The following is a 21,621-nucleotide window of genomic DNA, read 5'->3' as shown; positions in this document are numbered from 1 at the left end:
GCTGGTTCGGCGATCACGCGCAACGGCTGTGTTTACCAGTCAATTCCCTGTTGAGCTTTGATACCCGCATCAAACGCGTGTTTGACCGGACGCATCACAGTCACGGTATCGGCCATGTCCAGTAAATCCCGATGACAGCCACGTCCGGTGATAATCACGGTTTGTCCGGCAGGGCGCTGGTTCAAGGCGTCAACCACCTCATCCAGTTCCAGATAACCATAACTTACCATGTAAGTCAGTTCATCCAGCACCACCAGATCCAATTGCGGATCAGCCAGCATACGCTTGCCGTGTTGCCAGACGCTCAACGCCGCCGCGGTGTCTGTCTGGTGATTCTGGGTTTCCCAGGTAAAGCCGGTAGCCATGACCTGAAACTCTACGCCGTGTTTCTGCAACAGGTTCTTTTCGCCGTTCGCCCAGTCGCCTTTGATAAACTGAATCACGCCTGCGCGCAAATCGTGACCGATGGCGCGGGTCACCGTACCAAAGGCGGCGGTGGTTTTTCCTTTTCCGTTTCCTGTAAAAATGATCAGGATGCCGCGGATTTCACTGGCGGCGGCAATACGGGCGTCCACGCGTTCTTTAATGCGTTGCTGACGCTGTTGGTGACGTTCATCGGTCATCTGATATTCTCGTTTGGTTATTCGGAGGCCCCGGCTTTTCTGCCGGGTTGGGCGTCAAAGCTCATACCGGTTTTCCGGCGGCTGTCGTCACCCATCAAATAAAGGTACAGCGGCATGATATCCGTCGGCGTTTTCAGTTTATCCGGGTCTTCTTCCGGGAAGGCGCTGGCGCGCATGGCGGTACGCGTCCCGCCGGGGTTGATGCAGTTTACGCGCAGATGACTGTGGCGATACTCTTCCGCCAGCACCTGCATCATGCCTTCGGTCGCGAATTTGGATACCGAGTAAGCGCCCCAACCGGCACGGCCCTGACGCCCGACACTGGAACTGGTGAAAATCAGCGACGCGTTGGGTGATTTCAGTAATAACGGCAACAGCGCCTGGGTCAGCATAAACGTCGCATTGACGTTGACCTGCATGACCTGATGCCAGGTATCGACAATTTGCTCCGTCATCAGGGCGATGTCGCCAAGCAAGCCGGCGTTGTGCAGCACGCCATCCAGATGCGGGATCGCCCGCGCCAGTTGGTCGGCAATGTGGAAAAACTGTTCGGAATCAGCGGTCAGCATGTCGCAGACAATGATGTAGGGTTCTGCGCCATGCGCCTGCAAGATTTGCTGTTTCACGGCCTGAAGTTTGCTTTCTGTTCGGCCAAACAGCACAAGACGCGCGCCGAAGCGGGCATAGGTCAGGGCCGCTTCGCGACCGATACCGTCGCCTGCGCCGGTGACCAGAATGATGCGATCTTGCAGCAGGTCGTTTTTGGGCTGATAGTGCACGGAAAATTCCTCTTACCGCGGCGATAGGGATACCGCGTTTCAGATAACAAACCTGCCCGATACCTTGACTGAGCGGTATGCCATCGCGGTACTGCCCGGTATCCGGCTTAAAATCCAATCGGGATGAGAAATGAGAATGAGGGAGTTATGCCTTAAATAACACGCGTTTTCAATCAGAGCGGCGCCATTTCTTATGGCGGGTGCGGCAAAAAACAGCGGAAAGCAGGCAAATGCTGTGAATAACTTCGCCTTATGGCGCGGCATCAGTTAGCTTAAAGGTTTAGCGCACAACGCTGACGTCGTCGTTGTTTAGCATAATCAACATCCTATTCAATACTCTGTTTAATGAGGGCGGTATTTGTGGAATTACTTTCTCAGTATGGTTTATTCCTGGCTAAAGCGCTCACCATCGTGGTGGCGTTCGGCGCGCTGGTGGTTCTGGCATTCGGTCTGTCGCAGCGCAAGCGCCAGCAGAAAGGTGAGTTGCAGGTGGTTAATCTGAGCGAACAGTACCGGGAGATGCAACGGGAAATGCAAGCGGCCTGCATGAATGACGCTGAGCGTAAGCTGTTATTCAAACAGGAAAAAAAGAAAGGAAAAGCGTCCGCCAGACAGGATAAACAGCGTGCGAAGCGAGGAGAGGGGAAAAGAGTCAAACCTTGCCTCTATGTACTGGATTTCAACGGCAACATGGATGCCGGCGAGGTGAGCTCGTTACGTGAGGAGATCTCCGCTGTGCTGGCGGTGGCGAAACCGCAGGATGAAGTGCTGCTGCGTCTGGAAAGTCCCGGGGGCGTGGTTCATGGCTATGGGCTGGCCGCATCACAACTGCAACGCTTGCGTCAGGGCGGCGTGCGCCTGACGGTCGCGGTTGATAAAGTGGCCGCCAGCGGGGGATATATGATGGCGTGTGTGGCCGATCGCATTGTTGCCGCGCCCTTTACCATTATGGGGTCGATTGGCGTGGTCGCGCAAATCCCCAACTTCAATCGCTTATTGAAGAACAAGGATATTGACGTTGAATTGCATACCGCGGGCGAGTTCAAACGCACGTTGACCCTGTTTGGTGAAAACACTGAAGCCGGACGGGAGAAATTTCAGGCGGATCTAAACGTCACGCACCAGTTGTTCAAGCAGTTTGTACAGGATATGCGTCCTGCTCTGGATATTGACGCCGTCGCAACCGGCGAGCACTGGTTTGGTTCTCAGGCCAAAGACCTGGGGCTGGTTGACGCGATCGGCACCAGTGATGATTTGCTGATTGCCGAACTGGAGAATCACGAGGTTCTCAGTGTCCGTTACTCGCGTCGTAAACGCCTGATTGATCGTCTGATGGGCAGCGCCGGGGAAACCACGGAGCGTTTGATGCTGCGTTGGTGGCAGCGTGGAAATAACCCGCTGCTGTAAAGCATTGAGCGCCGAAATCGCCGTCGCCCGCGAATTAATGCGGGCGATTTGCTTTTAATCGGTCAGATAATATTTTTCTGACAGCACATGGGCCAGATGTTTAAACATATTGAAAACCGCAGTGGTTTTCAGCGTTGGCAAGCCATTGTCATCAAGGAAAAACTCGCCGCGGAAAACCAGTACGCCATTTTTTTGTTCTACACTGTCGGCGACCATGCCGTGCAGGTAGTCGTCATGATTTTGAATAATGGCGTTAGCCTCCGCCAGTAAGTGTTGACGGTCAATCGGGGATTTTTCTTCGTGTACCTGAGATTCATCTGTCATGGATTACCTACTCCTGCATTGAAACTTAATCGTCGTTTTTTACGCCCGCACAATCGTCAAGGCCTGAGAGAACGGGATGTCAGTGGTACAAGGCATTCACAACGAGGGCGATGTTTTTCATAATGGGATAATTGTACTGCGCGAGGCGATGCCATCGCAAATGCGTCAGGTTTTAATCACTTGGCCGCCGATAGCGCCTTCAGTCTGGATTGGCTAAAACGACGTTTCCATGCTAATTAGGTTGCGTGGCATTATTTATCAGGTAGAGTGTGGGATTTTCTGCCATGAGTGGAATAATTTCTTTACGTCGTGGCGGTCTGCGCTGATTTAATGTAGCGGCAGACAACGTTAATATTCAGACGGAATAGAGGGTTACGGGCGGCGCGTTGAAAAAAGACTCACCCACGCAGGATAAATACGCAACGCCGTAATCTGTCATTAATCGAGCATCCGCCCTGGTTTTTCCGGCGAATGCCCCCAAAAGCTATCTGATTTTCAGAAGAATCAAGCAGGTAATAGGACATATGGGAAAAGCTCTCGTAATCGTCGAGTCCCCGGCAAAAGCCAAAACAATCAATAAGTATCTTGGCAATGACTATGTGGTTAAATCCAGCGTCGGTCATGTGCGCGATCTGCCGACCAGTGGCTCTGTCAGTAAAAAGAGCGCGGACTCAACCAAAGACAAAACGAAAAAAACGGTTAAAAAGGATGAAAAGTCCGCGTTGGTCAACCGTATGGGCGTCGATCCTTATCATGACTGGAAAGCCCATTATGAGATTTTGCCCGGTAAGGAAAAAGTCGTTTCCGAACTGAAAACGCTGGCGGAAAACGCCGAACATATCTATCTCGCAACCGACCTTGACCGCGAAGGGGAAGCCATTGCCTGGCACCTGCGGGAAATCATTGGCGGTGACGATAAGCGCTTCAGCCGCGTGGTGTTTAACGAAATCACCAAAAATGCCATTCAGCAGGCGTTCCAGAAACCGGACAAGTTGAATATCGATCGTGTTAATGCACAGCAGGCGCGCCGTTTTATGGATCGTGTGGTGGGGTACATGGTTTCGCCGCTGCTGTGGAAAAAGATCGCCCGCGGCTTGTCGGCCGGTCGCGTACAGTCTGTGGCGGTGCGCCTGATCGTGGAGCGTGAGCGCGAAATCAAAGCCTTTGTCCCGGAAGAATATTGGGAATTGCATGCGGATTTACTGTCAGGTAATGCCGCTCAGTTACAAATGCAGGTCACGCATTACAGCGGCAAGGCGTTTAAGCCGGTTAACAAGGCGCAGACCGAGGCCGCCGTCAGCCTGTTGGAAAAAGCCAGCTATGTGGTTGCCGAGCGTGAGGACAAACCCACCAGCAGTAAACCCGGCGCGCCGTTCATTACCTCGACGCTACAGCAGGCCGCCAGCACCCGTCTTGGCTTTGGCGTGAAAAAAACCATGATGATGGCGCAGCGTCTGTATGAAGCGGGCTACATTACCTATATGCGTACAGACTCGACCAACCTGAGTCAGGATGCGTTGACTATGGCGCGCGAATACATCAGCGACGAATTCGGTAAACGCTATCTGCCTGATGCGGCGAATCACTACAGCAGTAAAGAAAATTCACAGGAAGCGCACGAAGCGATCCGTCCTTCCGACGTGAAAGTATTGGCGGATAACCTGAAAGACATGGAAGCCGATGCGCAGAAACTGTATCAACTGATTTGGCGTCAGTTTGTCGCCTGTCAGATGACGCCTGCGCAATATGACTCCACAACCCTGATTGTTGAAGCCGCAGGCTACCAACTGCGCGCCAAGGGCCGAACCTTACGCTTTGACGGCTGGACGAAAGTTATGCCCGCGCTGCGTAAAAACGATGAAGATCGAACGTTGCCGAACGTGGCGGTGGGCGAATCGCTTGCGTTGCAGAAACTGTTGCCCGGTCAGCACTTCACCAAGCCGCCAGCGCGTTACAGCGACGCTTCATTGGTAAAAGAACTGGAAAAACGTGGGATTGGACGACCATCCACGTATGCCTCAATCATTTCAACCATTCAGGATCGTGGTTATGTGCGGGTAGAAAACCGTCGTTTTTACGCCGAAAAAATGGGCGAAATTGTTACCGATCGTCTGGAAGAGAACTTCCGCGAACTGATGAATTACGATTTCACCGCCCGGATGGAAAGCAGCCTCGACCAGGTGGCGAATAATCAGGCGGAATGGAAAGCGGTTCTGGATGAATTTTTCGCCGAGTTCAGCAAACAGCTGGAAACCGCGGAGCAGGACCCGGAAGCTGGCGGTATGCGGCCAAACCAGATGGTGATGACCAGCATCGACTGCCCGACCTGCGGACGCAAAATGGGGATACGTACTGCCAGCACCGGGGTTTTCCTTGGTTGTTCCGGCTATGCGCTGCCGCCTAAAGAGCGCTGCAAAACCACCATCAATCTGATCCCCGAAGCTGAAGTGCTGAATGTGCTGGAAGGGGATGAGGCCGAAACCAATGCCTTACGCGCGCGCCGCCGTTGTGTGAAATGCGGCACCGCTATGGACAGTTACCTGATTGATAATCAACGCAAGCTGCATGTATGCGGTAATAACCCGGCTTGTGATGGCTATGAGATAGAAGAGGGCGAATTCCGGATCAAAGGTTATGACGGCCCGGTTGTCGAGTGCGAAAAATGTGGTTCAGAGATGCATCTCAAAATGGGACGTTTCGGCAAGTATATGGCCTGCACCAATGACACTTGCGGCAACACACGTAAAATTTTACGTAATGGCGATGTCGCGCCGCCGAAAGAAGATCCGGTACCATTGCCTGAACTGCCATGTGAGAAATCGGATGCCTATTTCGTATTGCGGGATGGCGCCGCTGGCGTGTTCCTGGCTGCCAATACGTTCCCGAAATCCCGTGAGACGCGTGCGCCGCTGGTTGAGGAATTACAACGCTTCAAAGATCGGCTGCCTGAAAAACTGCGTTATCTGGCCGATGCCCCGGCAGTGGATAAAGACGGCAACAAAACTCAGGTGCGCTTTAGCCGTAAGACCAAGCAGCAATATGTCTCTTCGGAAAAAGAGGGCAAGGCTACCGGCTGGTCGGCTTTCTATGTCGAGGGTAAATGGGTGGACGGCAAGAAATAAGCCAATGCATCGGTGATGCCGGGAATTGACCTGGGCCAGCCTTTTTAGGCTGGTTTTTTTTGATCTGGGTAAGGGGATGGTTATTTAGCTGAGAGAATAATTATCTGTTGAGCTACCCTGCATTTCTCTGGCTGGCGCGGCCTGCCGCATGGCGTTACTTGACGGACGGCATGCAATCATAGTTATATAAAAACTATTTTTATGATTTAATGACATTAAATGATGAAAGCTGCGCCAGCGTTTCGTATAACAAAGCCTATTTTCGTCAATAAAACCACATTAGACTTTAGATGCCGCACGCATCATTCAATTGGGAATGGGATAAATTATGAAACTGCAACAGCTTCGTTATATTGTTGAAGTTGTTAACCATAATCTGAATGTTTCTTCTACCGCTGAGGGCCTGTACACCTCTCAGCCAGGGATCAGTAAACAGGTCAGAATGTTAGAGGATGAACTGGGGATTCAGATTTTCACCCGCAGCGGAAAACATCTGACGCAGGTCACTCCCGCAGGACAGGAAGTCATTCGTATTGCGCGTGAAGTCCTTTCCAAAGTCGATGCCATCAAAGCCGTCGCAGGCGAGCATACCTATCCTGATAAAGGCTCCCTGTATGTTGCGACGACGCATACGCAAGCCCGTTATGCGTTGCCTGGTGTAATCAAAGGATTCATTGAGCGCTACCCGCGTGTTTCGCTGCATATGCATCAAGGCTCGCCGACCCAGATTGCGGAAGCGGTGGCTAAGGGAACGGCGGATTTCGCCATTGCCACGGAAGCGCTGCACCTGTACGACGATTTGATCATGTTGCCATGCTATCACTGGAACCGGGCGGTGGTAGTGACGCCCGATCATCCGCTGGCATCCAAACAAGACGTTACCATTGAAGCGTTGGCGGCCTATCCGATCGTCACCTATACCTTTGGTTTTACCGGACGTTCAGAACTGGATGCGGCGTTTAATCGGGCCGGATTGACCCCGCGCATTGTCTTTACGGCGACCGACGCCGATGTGATTAAAACCTATGTCCGGCTGGGATTGGGCGTCGGCGTGATTGCAAATATGGCGGTGGACCCGCGGATAGAAACCGATTTGGTGACAATCAACGCCAACCGTATTTTCAGCTACAGCACCACTAAAATCGGCTTTCGTCGCAGCACATTTCTAAGAAGCTATATGTATGATTTTATCCAACGTTTTGCCCCGCATCTTACCCGCGATGTGGTGGATACCGCTGTTGCGCTACGATCTAATGATGAAATTGAGGCGATGTTTAAAGACATTACGCTGCCGGTGAAATGAAACCGCTATGGTAAAAGAGGGCCAGACTGTCTGGTCTTTTTTAATGACCAAAGGAGGGGCGTTCACATGCTCCCGGATATGGCTAGGCGTAAACTTTTTCCTTGAACTCGCAGAGATCTTCAATCAGGCAAGCGCCGCAACGTGGTTTACGAGCGACACAGGTGTAGCGGCCATGCAGAATAAGCCAGTGATGGCAATCGACTTTAAACTCAGCGGGCACGACTTTCAGCAGCTTATCTTCAACTTGCTCGACGTTTTTGCCCGGCGCAAAGCCCGTGCGGTTACTGACGCGGAAAATATGGGTATCCACGGCAATCGTCGGCCATCCGAAAGCGGTATTTAATACCACGTTAGCGGTTTTGCGGCCCACGCCGGGGAGGGCTTCCAGCGCCACGCGATCTTCGGACACCTGGCCGTGATGTTTATCAATCAGTATGCGACAGGTTTTGATGATGTTCTCAGCCTTGCCGTTAAACAAACCGATGGTCTTGATATACGGCTTGATGCCATCAACGCCTAGTGCGAGCATGGCTTGCGGGGTATTGGCTACCGGATAGAGCTTGGCCGTAGCCTTATTGACGCTGACGTCGGTGGCCTGCGCGGAGAGCAAAACCGCAATCAGTAATTCAAAAGGCGTGTTGAACTTCAGTTCCGTGGTGGGATGAGGGTCGTTAGCGCGTAATCTGCGTAAGATCTCAAGCCGCTTTTCCTTGTTCATCGTGCTTCTCCAGCTACCTTGGCCGCGGCCGGTTTTGCCGCCTGAGCAACACGTTCCCTTCGCTGTTTCATCCTTTCATCAATCAGGTATTTCCCCGCCAGCATCAGCCCTAAACCGATAAAAGCGCCGGGGGGCAACATGGCCAGCAGGAACGGCGAATCCAGGTGAACCACTTCAATACGCAACGCTTTGGCCCAGTCACCCAACAGCTGATCGGCACCGTCGAACAATGTCCCGTTGCCCAGTATTTCGCGCAGCGAACCCAGGACGACCAGCGCACTGGTGGCGCCCAGCCCCATCGCCAGACCATCAACGGCCGATAGTCCGACCGGGTTTTTCGAGGCAAAGGCTTCGGCACGGCCAATAACAATGCAGTTAGTCACAATTAACGGAATAAAAATCCCCAGTGATTGATATAACCCGTAGGCATAGGCGTTGATCAGCATCTGTACCACGCTCACCACGGAGGCGATAATCATGACGTAAATCGGGATGCGGATTTCAGCCGGAACCCAGCGTCTGAGCGTGGAGACGGCGACATTGGTGCAGGTTAATACCAGCGTGGTGGCCAGCCCTAATCCCAGCGCGTTGGTGACGGTGGAGGATACCGCCAGCAGGGGACACAAGCCGAGCAATTGCACCAGCGCCGAGTTGTTTTTCCATAATCCCTGAATCAGCAGATGTTTGACTGCACTCATTTATTCTCTCCACAAACCGGCAGGGTATTAAGTCGTGACGGTAGCGTTTGTAGATACAGCGTGCTGCGTTTTACTCTGTTGATTACTGCGCGCGGCGTAATGGTCGCACCGGTAAACTGGTCAAACATACCACCTTCTTTTTTTACCGCCCAGCGAGCATCATCACTGCCTTGTACTGTCTGACCGCTAAAACGGGTGATCCAGTCAGAAATACGGATTTCTATTTTATCCCCTAATCCGGGTGTTTCCCGGTGCGCCGTGACCCGCGTCCCTAGCACATTGCCTGCAAAGTCGGCGCCAATCAGCAGTTGTATGGCGCCGGAATAACCATCCGGCGCAGTGCTTTCCACCGCCGCCGCGACGGGAATGCCGTCTTTACGGGCAACGAACAGCCGATGGGGGGAGGTTGATCCCAATGCCAAATCAGTGACAATGTAACATTCTTGTTGCATGTCATTATTATAGCGGTCAATCGGCACCACCTGATCCAAAAGCGCTTTTTGTTGCAGTAACGCTTGTCGGGAAATGGTTGGCGCAGTCAGGCTGTTAACCACCGCGCTCATTGCGGTAGTTAAGGCTGCGAACAGTGCCAGTGTCGTCGCATGGCGGCGCATAGTGGTGAACATGGCGATTCCTTAACGATGATGGCCGTAAGCACGCGGTTTAGTGAAATAGTCAATCAATGGCACGGCAATGTTCGCCAGCAAAACAGCAAACGCCACGCCGTCAGGATAACCGCCATATGTTCTGATCAGCCAGACTAACAGTCCGATCAGTGCGCCAAAAATCAAACGACCTTGGTTGGTGGTTGAGGCGGTGACCGGATCGGTGGCAATAAAGAACGCGCCCAACATGGTGGCGCCCGAAAGCAGATGCAGGACGGGCGGGGCATATTTTTCCGGCGCCAGCCACCAACTCAGCGCCGCACATAGCGTCAGACTAAGCAAAAAACTGACTGGAATATGCCAGCGAATGATTCCGCGCGCCAACAGGAACAATCCGCCGATCAGAAAGCCAATGCTGACCCACTGCCAGCCGATACCGGCCATTGCGGAACGAAATAGCGTGGTCGCAAAAAGAGGCTGCTGGAAAATAGCCTGCGGTTGTTGACCTGAGCGCAAAGCGGTTTTGAAGGTGTCCAGCGGCGTCGCCTGACTGACGCCATCGACTGTTTGCATCAACTGTTGCACCGAATGGCCGGACGGCGTCTGCCCCGACAGAATGACGATCAGCGAATCGTAAAAGCCAATCGGCATAACCTGAAGGGGGCCGGGGGGCAACCAACTGGTCATTTGTACCGGAAAGGAGATAAGCAGAACAACGTAGCCGATCATCGCCGGATTGAACGGGTTCTGGCCTAGCCCACCATATAGTTGTTTGGCTATTACGATAGCGAAGGCGGTTCCAATGACAATCATCCACCACGGCGCCAGCGGCGGCAGACTGATGCCAAGCAGGATCGCGGTCAGCAGCGCCGAATTATCGGCCAGCGCCGCACGCGCATTAAATTTTCTTAGTGACACTGTCACGGTTTCCGTGATCAGCGCGGTCGCAGCGGCCAGGCCAACCTGAATCAGGTTGCCGTAGCCGAAAATATAATACTGCGCCAGCATGCCGGGGATACAGGCGATGATCACCAACAGCATAATGCGCTGAGTGCGTTGCTGGTTGTGAGTAAAGGGAGAACTCGCGATTTTGAAAGCCATTTATTCCTCTTGAAACTTCGATGCCGTTTGCGCGGCTTTACGCGCTTTCACGCGGGCGAGTGCCGCGGCCACCGCCGCCTTGCGAGGATCAACCTCAAGCGCTGGCGTTGCTGCGCTATCAGCCGCACTAGTTTTCGCCATCGCTTGATTTTCCCGTGATTGTGCTTTGCGCACGGCGCGAGCGGCAATAACTTCACTGTTATCCGGTTGCTGGCCGGGTACGGCATTAATGACCAAATCCGCATCGGCGCTCTTTTTCTGGCGAACTCGTTCCAGCGCGGCTTGAACCGCTTGCTTATCGCTGGTGGAAACGCTGGCGGCGGCCTGCTTATGTCGTAATTCACGCGCCAGTTTTTCACGCTCAAGACGCGCCTGCTTCGCTTCAAAGCGCAGTTTGGCTTGCGCGGCGCGTTGCGTTTCTTCATCAATGGCGCGAATTTCGGCTTTTTCCTGCCGGTAATATTGCACCAGCGGGATATTGCTCGGACAAACGTAAGCGCAGGCGCCGCACTCAATACAGTCGAATAAATGATGATCGCGGGCCTTTTCATGTTCCTGCCCACGGCTGAACCAATATAACTGTTGCGGCAATAGTCCGGCAGGGCAAGCATCAGCGCATTGGCTGCAACGAATGCACGATTGCTCTTGGGCAACAGGCTCGATTTCGGTATGCGACGGCGCCAGTAGACAGTTACTGATTTTGACTATCGGCACATCCAGCGACGGCAATGTAAAGCCCATCAGCGGCCCGCCCATAATCACCATCGGTTGTTTATTGGCCTGAAAACCGGCGTGTTTGAGTAAATGACGCACCGGCGTACCCAGCCGCGCCCAAACATTACCGGGCTGGCGCAACGCTTCCCCAGTCAGCGTCACCACGCGTTCGGTCATGGGTTCGCCATCGATCACGGCGCGTTTTATGGCAAAGATGGTTCCCACGTTCTGCATCAGCACGCCAATGGATGCCGAGTGCTTGCCAAACGGCACTTCTTTGCCGGTCAGAATTTTGGTGAGTTGCTTGGCGCCCCCGGACGGGTATTTGGTCGGGATCACGCGCAGTTGTATATCGTCGCGCCGACCTAATGCATGACGCAGGGCGTCAATAGCTTCGGGTTTGTTGTCCTCAATCCCGATCATCAGGCGCTGCGGTTGCAGCAGAGAAGCAAGAATATCCATGCCTTGCACAATTTCATCGGCACACTCCTGCATCAGCCGGTCATCCGCCGTGATGTAAGGTTCGCACTCTGCCGCATTGATGATCAGCGTTTCGATCCCGCGCAGGCCGCCTTGTAATTTTGCGGCGGTAGGGAAGCCCGCGCCGCCAAGACCGGCAATTCCCGCCTGATGAAGATGGGCCAGCAGCGTAGCGGCGGATTGTGTGCGGTAATCGGCCAGCGTAGGGCGTTCACACCAGCGGTCTTCCCCGTCGGGGATGAGGATAACGCTTAATTCCGGCAACGCGGAAGGGTGCGCCGTCATGTGTTGACGAGTGGCGTGGATCGTGCCGGATGTCGGAGCATGAACCGGAAGGGTTCGTCCTTTGCCGATGGTCAACGGTTGACCGCGCAGTACGTGTTCGCCCACGCTGACGCACAGTTCACCTTCGGGACCCAGGTGCTGTTTCAGAGGAATAATAAACTGATCAGGCAAGGGAATGTGACGCAACGGCACCCGGCTGGATTGCGTTTTCATTTCCGGTGGATGGATACCGCCAGCGAAATCCCAAATCTTGTCTTTTTTAAAGGCGGATAACAGCTTAAGCATGTTGTTCTACTTGAATAACGCGAACCGGGATCGTATCGAGATCCCACTTCCAGTTGGCGGGCGTTGGCGCAATGGGGCGCAACTCAATACAGTCTGTCGGGCAGGGCGATACGCACAGATCGCAACCGGTACATAAATCACTGACCACGGTATGCACGGCTTTGGTGCTGCCGATGATGGCATCCACCGGGCAGGCCTGAATGCATTTGGTGCAGCCGATACAATTGCTCTCATCGATCCACGCCACTTTACGCTCAGGATTCAGCACTGCGCCGTCTCCGTCGAGCGGCTGGGGATCGATATTCAGTTTTTCAGCCAGCTTGAGCATCATTGCTTCGCCGCCCGGCCCGCATTTATTGATACTTTCGCCATTCAGACACACCGCTTCCGCGTAAGGGCGACAACCAAGGTAACCGCACTGACCGCATTGGCTCTGCGGCAACATGGCCTCGACCTGTTCAACCACCGGATCGCCTTTAACCTGAAAGCGTCGGGAGGCATAGCCAAGAATGAGGCCGAAACACAAGGCGAGCGCGCTGAGCGCTGTAATGGCAATCCAAATCGTGGTCATCAGAATTTCACCAGGCCGGTAAAACCCATAAAGGCCAGCGACATCAGTCCGGCGGTGATCAAGGCGATGGCGTTCCCCCGGAATGGCGCGGGAACATCAGACACCGCAATACGTTCGCGGATCGCGGCAAACAGCACCATGACCAAAGAGAAGCCCAGCGCGCCGCCAAACCCGTATAGGGTTGACTGAAGAAAACCGTGCGCCATATTCACATTAAGCAATACCACGCCCAGCACCGCGCAATTGGTGGTAATCAACGGCAGGAAAATCCCCAGCAAACGATAGAGGTCGGGGCTGGCTTTACGCACAAACATTTCAGAAAACTGAACTACAAACGCTAAAACCAGAATAAACGCCATGGTCCGCAGATAAAGAATATCCAGCGGCTGTAAAATGAACGCATTGATCAACCAGGAAAACATGGAGCCCAGTGTCATGACGAAGGTGGTCGCCAGCCCCAGGCCAATGGCCGTTTCCAGTTTTCTGGACACGCCCATGAACGGGCATAACCCCAGAAATTTCACCAGAACGAAATTGTTTACCAGGAGGATGCTGACAAATAATAAAGCGTATTCGGTCATTACGGTGCCTAAAAAAACAAAACCCGCATATTATCGGGCATTGTCGGGCTTTCGACAACATACCCACTGTAGGGTTATGGACGAAACCACAGTAAATAGCCGCTCTGTATCCCTCTTTTCGGGACAATAGAGGCTATCCATCGTAAAAAAATGTGATAGCCATAAATTGGTGTGAATGCATAACTATTCGACGAGAGATAATAATATCACCGTAGCGTTATATCACATAATGCCATATCGATTTTGGCACGCAGCCTAAATCAAATAATTTTCCGCCAGCCGCCAACTCAGCCCGGCGATGGTCGGCGGCGCGGTACATATTGATGATTTCCTGATTATCCGTCAGAGAATAATTGAGGTGATCGAAGAGTTTTTCCAGACTTTCCGTGGTGCTTACTTTTCTGAATTTAAGCAAGTAGTCATGAACGGTCATAGTGAATGAACATAGATAGTTATGTAATTGAGATGATTAAGTATATGCAACAGATAAACGCTGTCCAGCGCTGAATGGGAAAAGAAAATAGAAAAATCGGATTTTTGATAACAGATAATAAAATGCAATGGAAGGTGATAAAAAACCGTCTTCCATTGGCGATACTAGTGCGAATAAAACTTGTAATAGACCTCATTCCAACGCAGCGCATCTTTGAATGCCGGAAGGCGGGTATCGTTATCGATGACCAGCAGTTCAATATTCTGCATTTCGGCGTACAACCGCATAAAGTCCAGATCCAGCGCCTGACTGAATACCGTATGGTGGGCGCCGCCCGCCAGGATCCAGGCTTCGGCGGCCAGGGCCAGCGTAGGTTGGGCTTTCCAGATCGCCCGCGCGACGGGCAGTTTGGGTAAGAGATGCGGCTGTTCTATGGTATCCACCACATTAACCAGCATGCGGAAACGATCGCCCATATCGATCACGCTGGCATTGAGCGAAAGACCTGCCGGTACGGAGAAAATCAGGCGGGCAGGGTCGGCCTTGCCGCCAATCCCCAAAGGCTGAACATCCAGCAGCGGTTTCTGTTCTTTGGCTATGCTGGGGCAGACTTCCAGCATGTGGGAACCGACAACCAGATTATTGTTATGCTCGAAATTGTAAGTGTAGTCCTCCATAAACGATGTGCCGCCCGGCAATCCGCTCGCCATTACTTTCATAATGCGCAGCAGGGCCGCTGTTTTCCAGTCGCCCTCGCCGCCAAAGCCATAACCTTGTTGCATCAGGCGTTGTACCGCCAGTCCCGGCAACTGCTTTAGTCCGTGGAGGTTCTCAAAATCCGTGGTGAAAGCGTTATAGCCGCCTTGTTGCAGAAAGCGCTTCATACCCAGTTCAATCCGGGCCGCATCCAACAGATTCTGACGATTCGGGCCATGCAGTTTAACCGCATCCGTCAGTTGATAACTGGCTTCGTATTCTTCGATCAGCGTGTCGATATCCGCTTGGGACACCGCATCGACGACAGCCGCCAAATCGCCCAGTCCCCAGGCGCTGACGGCGTAGCCGAACTGGATCTGCGCCCCGACTTTATCGCCTTCGGTGATCGCCACTTCGCGCATGTTGTCGCCAAAGCGCGCCAGTTTCAGATGCTTGCTTTCCTGGATCGCCGCGGCGACGCGCATCCATTTGGCAATACGCTGATGCGCGCTTTTATCCTGCCAGTGGCCGACCACCACCTGATGCGCCTGACGCATCCGTGCGCCGATAAACCCGAACTCACGGCCACCGTGCGCCGTCTGATTCAGGTTCATAAAATCCATATCCATGGTGTTCCAGGGAATTTCGGCGTTGAACTGGGTATGGAATTGCAGCAGCGGTTTATGAAGAATACGCAGTCCGCCAATCCACATTTTGGCTGGAGAGAAGGTGTGCAACCAGAGGAGCATGCCGATGCAGCTATCCTGATAGTTCGCGTCGCGACACAGGGCGGTGATTTCATCCGGGGTTTTCACCAGCGGTTTCAGCACCAGTTTTACCGGCAGTCCGCCTTCCTGATTCAGTCCGGCGGCGACGTTTTCCGCATTCTCTTTTACCTGGCGTAAGGTTTCCGGTCCGTACAGGTGTTGACTGCCGATGACAAACCAGACTTCAAGCTGCTTAAAGTGATCCATGATGACTCCTGTTTCGCTTTTCCCTGTGGGGGAAGAAAATAATCGGTTCAAGCATCCGCTCTGGCTGTCGGGCGGTAAGCGGGCTCGGCCAGATGGCACCACTGCTGGTAACGTTGGTAAAGCTGTTGATAGCGCGCAACGCGCTGGCGGTCCGGCGTCAACGTGCGTTCGATGGGGCTGGCCATATGCCGCTGCGCGGTCGGAATATCGGCATGCTCCCCCGCGGCGACGGCGGCGAAAATGGCGGCGCCCAACGCGCAGCATTGATCGGAAGCGACGATTTGTAACGGACGATTCATGACATCGGCGCAAACCTGCATAATGGCGGGGGATTTACGGGCGATACCGCCCAACGCCAGAATGTTTTCAACCGGGACGCCCTGATTTTCAAAACACTCCATGATGGCGCGCGCGCCGAAAGCGGTGGCCGCGATAAAGCCGCCAAACAGCGTTGGCGCGTCGGTGCCGAGATTGAGATCAGCGATCACGCCTTGCAAACGTTGATTTGCAAACGGTGTTCTGCGTCCGTTAAACCAGTCGAGCACCATCGGCAAATGATCCAGTGTGGGATTGGCGGCCCACGCTTGTGTGAGCCGTTCAAGCAATTGACTTTCCGTTGCCTGTAGCTGCGCGTTGAGTTGTGGATAATCCCGCATGGCTTGCCGCAAAGACCAATTCAGTAGCCGACCGAACCAGGCGTACATATCGCCGAAAGCGGATTGTCCGGCTTCCAGCCCGATATAACCGGGTATCACGCTGCCATCCACTTGTCCGCAGATCCCGGCGATCGTGCGATTGGCAATACGTGACGCATCAGCGATCAAAATATCGCAAGTGGAGGTGCCGATGACTTTAACCAGCGTATAAGGTTGTGCCCCTGCGCCAACGGCGCCGACATGACAGTCGAATGCGCCGCCCGCGATCGTCACGCCGTCAGGTAACCCCAGCCGTTGTGTCCACTCGGCGGTGAGGACGCCAACGGGCTGATTGGCCGTCCAGGTCGCGCTAAACATTGGATATTGCAATCGTTCGGTCAGACAGGGATCGAGCGCGTGCAGGAAAGGCTGGGGCGGCAAACCGCCCCAGTGAGGATGCCACAGGGATTTGTGTCCGGCGCTACAGCGTCCGCGTTTGATTTGCTCCGGCGCTAGCGTACCGGAAAGCAGCGCCGGCAGCCAATCACATAATTCGATCCAGGAGACGGCGTGCCGGCGGACGTCGGCATCTTCACGCGAGACATGCAGAATTTTTGCCCAGAACCATTCTGAGGAGTAGACGCCGCCAATGTAGCGGGTGTAATCCGGGAATTGCCCGCTACGGCATAACGTATTGATCGCGTCCGCTTCCTCTATCGCGGTGTGATCTTTCCACAACACAAACATCGCGTTGGGGTTATCTCAGCGAATTCGGGACGCAACGCCAACACCTGTCCGCGTTCATCAATCGGCGCCGGCGTCGAGCCTGTGGCGTCCACGCCGATGCCGATAATCTGTTGACGTTGTCTGGCCGTCAGGCGCGCCATCACTACCCGGATAGCCTGTTCCATTGATTCAATGTAATCCAGAGGATGATGTCAGAATTGGTTATTGGCCGGTTGGCAATACTTACCTTCACGCCAGCGCGGGTAATAGACCACTTCTGTTTCCAATTCCCGCCCGGAATGGCACTCAACGGCCAGGGCGCGCACCGAATCACTGCCAAAATCGAGGCCAATCGTAATCGCACCTGCACGCATTGCTCCGCTCCTGTTCATCCCGTTTTTATTGTGCTCAACGATAGACAGGGGATAGGTGAGGGCGTGAGGAGGCGTTAGCTGGAAGTATGTATTTTTCTGTCATCGGCTGTCATTTTGTGATGGTCGTCAAAAGTTAACGACCGGTTAAATTTGCTAAATATATGCACAAACCTGTAGTTATTCCGGGATGTGATAGCGCTCTATATTCTTGATGAAAATAGCGGCTAAAACATAGGTCGTCTGAATGCCAATGAATAAAAGAATGGTGCTAAGCCTGTGTTTTTCCTTTGTTCGAGCCTCAAATAGCGTATCAGAAACCATGATATGTACCGGTCTGACCGGGGAATAAAAAAATAACCGTAGCGGAGAACATCATGCATAATTCACTAAGGTGCTGGCAACAATCGGGCTGGCTGCCGTTATGTCACAATCGGCTATCGCCGAAACTTTGAAACTGGGGTTTCTGGTTAAACAACCGGAAGAGCCCTGGTTTCAGACCGAATGGCGATTTGCGGATAAGGCAGGAAAAGATCTCGGTTTTGATGTGATTAAAATTGCGGTTCCCGATGGAGAGAAAACCCTGAATGCCATTGATAGTCTGGCGGCCAGCGGCGCGAAAGGCTTTGTTATCTGTACGCCTGATCCCAAGCTGGGTGCGGCGATTGTCGCCAAAGCACGCAGTTATGATTTGAAAGTCATCGCCGTGGATGACCAGTTTGTCAATGCCAAAGGCGAGCCGATGGACAGCGTGCCGCTGGTCATGATGGCGGCAACCAAAATCGGCGAACGTCAGGGGCAGGAACTGTGGAAAGAAATGCACAACCGTGGCTGGAAGGTGGATGAAACCGCGGTCATGGCGATTACCGCCGACGAACTGGATACCGCGCGGCGCCGTACCAGCGGTTCGATGGAAGCGTTGAAAGCGTCCGGTTTCCCGGCACAGCAAATCTATCAGGTGCCCACCAAATCCAACGATATCCCCGGCGCGTTTGATGCCGCCAACTCCATGCTGGTGCAGCACCCGAAAGTGAAAAACTGGCTGATCGTCGGTATGAACGATAACACCGTTCTGGGGGGCATTCGCGCCATCGAAGGACAGGGCTTTAAAGCCGCGAATGTGATTGGCATTGGCATCAACGGCGTGGATGCGGTAAGTGAACTGTCCAAAGGTCAGGCGACCGGTTTCTATGGTTCGTTGCTGCCCAGCCCGGATGTGCACGGCTATAAAAGTATCCAGATGTTGAACGACTGGGTTACCAACGGGGTTGAACCGCAAAAATTCACTGAGGTGACTGATGTGGTGCTGATCACGCGTGAAAACTTCAAGGTCGAACTGGCGAAAAAGGGCCTGATGTGAGGCAGTTGGGGCCAGGCAGTCCCGCGTTTGCCCTAAACGTTATTCAGCCGGCCAACATGCAGCTGACGTAAGGCCCGCTGGCTGGTGGCCAGCGGTTAACCGTGAGGAAACGGACATGACAGCACAGTCACCCTATTTGTCGTTTCATGGTATTGGTAAAACGTTTCCCGGCGTCAGGGCGCTTGCGGATATCAGTTTCTCCTGCCAGGCCGGGCAGATCCATGCCTTGATGGGGGAAAACGGGGCGGGTAAATCCACCTTATTGAAAATTCTGAGTGGCAACTACGCGCCCTCGGCGGGGGAAATTCATATTCAGGGTAAACCGGTTCAATTCAATAACACGATGGACGCCCTGAATGCCGGGGTAGCGATTATTTATCAGGAACTGCATCTGGTGCCGGAAATGACGGTGGCGGAGAATATCTATCTTGGTCAGTTACCGCATAAATACGGCATGGTTAATTACTCGCTGCTGCGTTATGAGGCCAAATTGCAACTCGAACATCTGGGGTTGGATCTCGACCCGGATACGCCGTTGAAATACCTGTCTATCGGGCAATGGCAAATGGTGGAGATCGCCAAGGCCCTGGCCCGCAACGCGAAAATCATTGCTTTCGACGAACCCACCAGCTCGCTCTCGGCCCGTGAAATCGAACAGCTATTCCGCGTGATTAAAGAGTTGCGCGCCGAAGGGCGGGTCATTGTGTATGTTTCGCATCGCATGGAAGAAATTTTCGCACTGAGTGATGCGATTACCGTGTTTAAAGATGGTCGCTATGTGCGCACGTTTGACGATCGGCGGCAGGTAAATCATGAACTGCTGGTACAAGCCATGGTGGGACGCGATCTGGGCGACATCTATGGTTATCAGCCGCGTCCGCTCGGCGACGAGCGACTGACGCTGAAACTGGTGAAAGCGCCGGCGGTAAAATCGACGGTTTCGCTGCATGTCCGGCAAGGGGAGATCGTCGGACTGTTTGGCTTGGTCGGCGCGGGCCGCAGCGAATTGTTGAGAGGGTTATTCGGCGCGACGCGGATTACGTCAGGTCAGGTATTGCTGGATGGCGAACCGTTGGTGGTGAACTCGCCGATCGACGCGATCCGTCAGGGTGTGATGTTTTGCCCTGAGGATCGCAAGGCTGATGGCATCATTCCGGTACATTCCGTGCGCGACATCCGCTAAGTCTTCAGAAAATCATGGATCCGCGGGTGATTGAAGCTTGCCAGTTCATTACCGGCAACCTGGCCGGGGAGTTACGGATTGAGGATGTGGCGCGCCATGTCTGTTTGTCGCCTTCGCGTCTGGCGCATCGGTTCCGTGAGCAGGTGGGCATCAATATTCTGCGCTGGCGTGAAGATCAGCGGGTTATTCGGGCCAAGCTGTTGTTGCAGACGACGCAGGAGTCGATCGCCAATATCGGCAGGGTGGTCGGCTATGATGATCAACTTTATTTTCCAGAGTATTCCGAAAACGCGTGGGCGTCAGTCCCAGTGATTTTCGGCGGCGCAGTAGTGAAATCAACTACCCGTCCGCCAAAACGCGCGAGGCGCCGTGCTGGGGAAATCAAAGCGCTGGCGTGGTTGGCATCTGAACGGGACGAGCGGTAAAAGCGGCAAAATAGCTAAAAATAGGGGATTGCCCCGGTGCTATACTGACATTCACTATTGGGTAAGCGCATTAAGGGGAATCTTCATGAGTAACACTATCCGTGTTGGGTTGCTGGGTTATGGTTATGCCAGCAAAACGTTTCATGCGCCGCTTATTGCCGGTACGCCGGGAATGGAACTGGCCGCGATTTCCAGCAGCGATGCGGATAAGGTTCATGCTGACTGGGCAACCTTGCGTATCCAAAGCGATCCGCAAACGCTATTTAACGATCCGAATATTGATCTGATTGTTATTCCCACACCGAATGACACACACTTTCCTCTGGCTCGTCAGGCGCTGGAAGCCGGGAAACATGTGGTGGTCGATAAGCCCTTTACCGTCACCTTGTCGCAGGCGCACGAACTCGGCGCGGCGGCGGAGCATAAGGGCAAACTGCTTTCGGTTTTTCACAACCGTCGCTGGGATAGCGATTTCCTTACGTTGAAAAATCTGCTGCACAGCGGCGCGTTAGGCGATGTGGTGTATATGGAATCCCACTTCGACCGTTTCCGTCCTGAAGTCCGTCAGCGCTGGCGTGAAGACGGCAGCGAAGGGAGCGGCATCTGGTACGATCTGGGGCCGCACTTGATCGACCAGGTGTTGCAGCTATTTGGTTTACCAGTGGCGATCCAGGTCGATATGGCGCAATTAAGACCCGGCAGCAAAGCGGTCGATTATTTCCATGCCACCTTGATTTATCCCCAGCGCCGCGTGGCGTTACACGCGAGTATGCTGGCGGCGGCGCCTACGGCGCGTTATATCGTTCACGGTACGCGAGGCAGTTTTGTGAAGTTCGGCGTTGATCAGCAGGAAGATCATCTGAAAGCCGGGCAACGTCCGCCCTCAGCGAGCTGGGGACAGGATAAGCAAGATGGCGTGCTGACGCTGCACCGTGACGGCGTGATGGCACAGCAAGCCGTCACAACCATACCCGGCGACTATCCGGCTTACTATGCCGCTATCCGTGACGCGTTAACCGGCAAAGGAGATAACCCAGTCAGCGTGCATCAGGCAATTCAGGTGATGGAATTGATCGAACTGGGGCTGCTCTCTTATCAACAGAAAAAAACCATGACGGTAAAAAATAGCTAAATAGCTGTTCCAAATAGTAGATCACTTTGAGGGAACTCAGTCCGAGTTGAGCGATCTGATCAATCGCCAAAAATCACAAATCACCAACCG

Annotated in this window: 16 protein-coding genes and 4 pseudogenes; 7 read left to right on the top strand and 13 right to left on the bottom strand. The window is 53.5% G+C overall.

What is annotated here, in order from left to right:
* Positions 1-32: 32 nt before the first annotated feature.
* On the bottom strand, positions 33-623 hold the full coding sequence (gene cobO, locus DES54_RS10875) for a cob(I)yrinic acid a,c-diamide adenosyltransferase (RefSeq protein ID WP_113867276.1): 591 nt from the start codon (positions 621-623) through the stop codon (positions 33-35).
* 17 nt (positions 624-640) lie between these two features.
* A complete protein-coding gene (locus DES54_RS10870; protein ID WP_113867274.1) occupies positions 641-1,402 on the bottom strand; it encodes a YciK family oxidoreductase in 762 nt (253 codons plus the stop codon).
* A 360-nt stretch (positions 1,403-1,762) separates the two neighbouring features.
* Here DES54_RS10870 and sohB point away from each other — a divergent pair, with 360 nt between their 5' ends.
* A complete protein-coding gene (sohB, locus tag DES54_RS10865) occupies positions 1,763-2,809 on the top strand; it encodes a protease SohB (RefSeq protein ID WP_113867272.1) in 1,047 nt (348 codons plus the stop codon).
* A 54-nt stretch (positions 2,810-2,863) separates the two neighbouring features.
* Here the strand turns inward: sohB and DES54_RS10860 are convergent, their stop codons facing one another.
* Complete coding sequence (locus DES54_RS10860) at positions 2,864-3,133, bottom strand: YciN family protein (RefSeq protein WP_113867270.1); 270 nt, start codon at positions 3,131-3,133, stop codon at positions 2,864-2,866.
* A gap of 524 nt (positions 3,134-3,657) precedes the next feature.
* Here DES54_RS10860 and topA point away from each other — a divergent pair.
* A complete protein-coding gene (gene topA, locus DES54_RS10855; protein WP_113867268.1) occupies positions 3,658-6,255 on the top strand; it encodes a type I DNA topoisomerase in 2,598 nt (865 codons plus the stop codon).
* Between the two features lie 328 nt (positions 6,256-6,583).
* Positions 6,584-7,558, top strand: coding sequence for an HTH-type transcriptional regulator CysB (gene cysB / locus DES54_RS10850; protein ID WP_113867266.1), 975 nt, complete (start codon positions 6,584-6,586; stop codon positions 7,556-7,558).
* 82 nt (positions 7,559-7,640) lie between these two features.
* Here cysB and nth read toward each other — a convergent pair whose 3' ends face one another.
* The 10 genes and pseudogenes from nth to DES54_RS10800 form a co-directional block, all read right to left on the bottom strand.
* Positions 7,641-8,276 carry an endonuclease III gene (gene nth, locus DES54_RS10845; protein WP_113867264.1) on the bottom strand — a complete coding sequence of 212 codons (636 nt, stop codon included), beginning with the start codon at positions 8,274-8,276 and terminating at the stop codon, positions 7,641-7,643.
* On the bottom strand, positions 8,273-8,974 hold the full coding sequence (locus DES54_RS10840) for an electron transport complex subunit E (protein ID WP_113867262.1): 702 nt from the start codon (positions 8,972-8,974) through the stop codon (positions 8,273-8,275). Before DES54_RS10840 ends, nth begins: the two co-directional genes overlap by 4 nt.
* Positions 8,971-9,600, bottom strand: a complete 630-nt coding sequence (gene rsxG / locus DES54_RS10835; protein WP_113867260.1) for an electron transport complex subunit RsxG — start codon at positions 9,598-9,600, stop codon at positions 8,971-8,973. The genes DES54_RS10840 and rsxG overlap by 4 nt, the downstream gene beginning before the upstream one ends.
* Before the next feature lie 9 nt (positions 9,601-9,609).
* Positions 9,610-10,680 (bottom strand): electron transport complex subunit RsxD, encoded by a 1,071-nt coding sequence (gene rsxD, locus DES54_RS10830; RefSeq protein WP_113867258.1) that lies wholly within the window; start codon positions 10,678-10,680, stop codon positions 9,610-9,612.
* A 27-nt stretch (positions 10,681-10,707) separates the two neighbouring features.
* Positions 10,708-12,444, bottom strand: a pseudogene (gene rsxC, locus DES54_RS10825) (electron transport complex subunit RsxC); the annotation flags it as partial.
* Positions 12,437-13,015: an electron transport complex subunit RsxB gene (gene rsxB / locus DES54_RS10820; protein WP_113867254.1), complete on the bottom strand. Its 579-nt coding sequence runs from the start codon at positions 13,013-13,015 to the stop codon at positions 12,437-12,439. The pseudogene rsxC and the gene rsxB, both read right to left, overlap by 8 nt.
* Positions 13,015-13,596 carry an electron transport complex subunit RsxA gene (gene rsxA / locus DES54_RS10815; protein WP_113867252.1) on the bottom strand — a complete coding sequence of 194 codons (582 nt, stop codon included), beginning with the start codon at positions 13,594-13,596 and terminating at the stop codon, positions 13,015-13,017. Before rsxA ends, rsxB begins: the two co-directional genes overlap by 1 nt.
* Before the next feature lie 217 nt (positions 13,597-13,813).
* A complete protein-coding gene (gene ydgT / locus DES54_RS10810; protein WP_113867250.1) occupies positions 13,814-14,029 on the bottom strand; it encodes a transcription modulator YdgT in 216 nt (71 codons plus the stop codon).
* Between the two features lie 164 nt (positions 14,030-14,193).
* Positions 14,194-15,699, bottom strand: a complete 1,506-nt coding sequence (araA, locus tag DES54_RS10805) for an L-arabinose isomerase (protein WP_113867248.1) — start codon at positions 15,697-15,699, stop codon at positions 14,194-14,196.
* Positions 15,700-15,746: 47 nt separating this feature from the next.
* Positions 15,747-17,434: pseudogene (locus DES54_RS10800) on the bottom strand (ribulokinase).
* Between the two features lie 421 nt (positions 17,435-17,855).
* Here DES54_RS10800 and DES54_RS10795 point away from each other — a divergent pair.
* The 4 genes and pseudogenes from DES54_RS10795 (at position 17,856) to DES54_RS10780 (ending at position 21,531) form a co-directional block, all read left to right on the top strand.
* Positions 17,856-18,791 carry an arabinose ABC transporter substrate-binding protein gene (locus DES54_RS10795; RefSeq protein WP_113867246.1) on the top strand — a complete coding sequence of 312 codons (936 nt, stop codon included), beginning with the start codon at positions 17,856-17,858 and terminating at the stop codon, positions 18,789-18,791.
* A gap of 115 nt (positions 18,792-18,906) precedes the next feature.
* Positions 18,907-19,965 (top strand): annotated as a pseudogene (locus DES54_RS10790) (ATP-binding cassette domain-containing protein); the annotation flags it as partial.
* 2 nt (positions 19,966-19,967) lie between these two features.
* Positions 19,968-20,383: pseudogene (locus tag DES54_RS10785) on the top strand (helix-turn-helix domain-containing protein); the annotation flags it as partial.
* A gap of 101 nt (positions 20,384-20,484) precedes the next feature.
* Entirely contained in the window at positions 20,485-21,531 is a 1,047-nt protein-coding gene (locus DES54_RS10780; RefSeq protein WP_113867244.1) for an oxidoreductase, read from the top strand.
* Positions 21,532-21,621 lie beyond the last annotated feature (90 nt).

Source organism: Brenneria salicis ATCC 15712 = DSM 30166 (assembly GCF_003315515.1).
GTDB classification, from domain to species: Bacteria; Pseudomonadota; Gammaproteobacteria; order Enterobacterales; family Enterobacteriaceae; genus Brenneria; species Brenneria salicis.
This window is presented reverse-complemented; position numbering and strand designations above follow the sequence as displayed.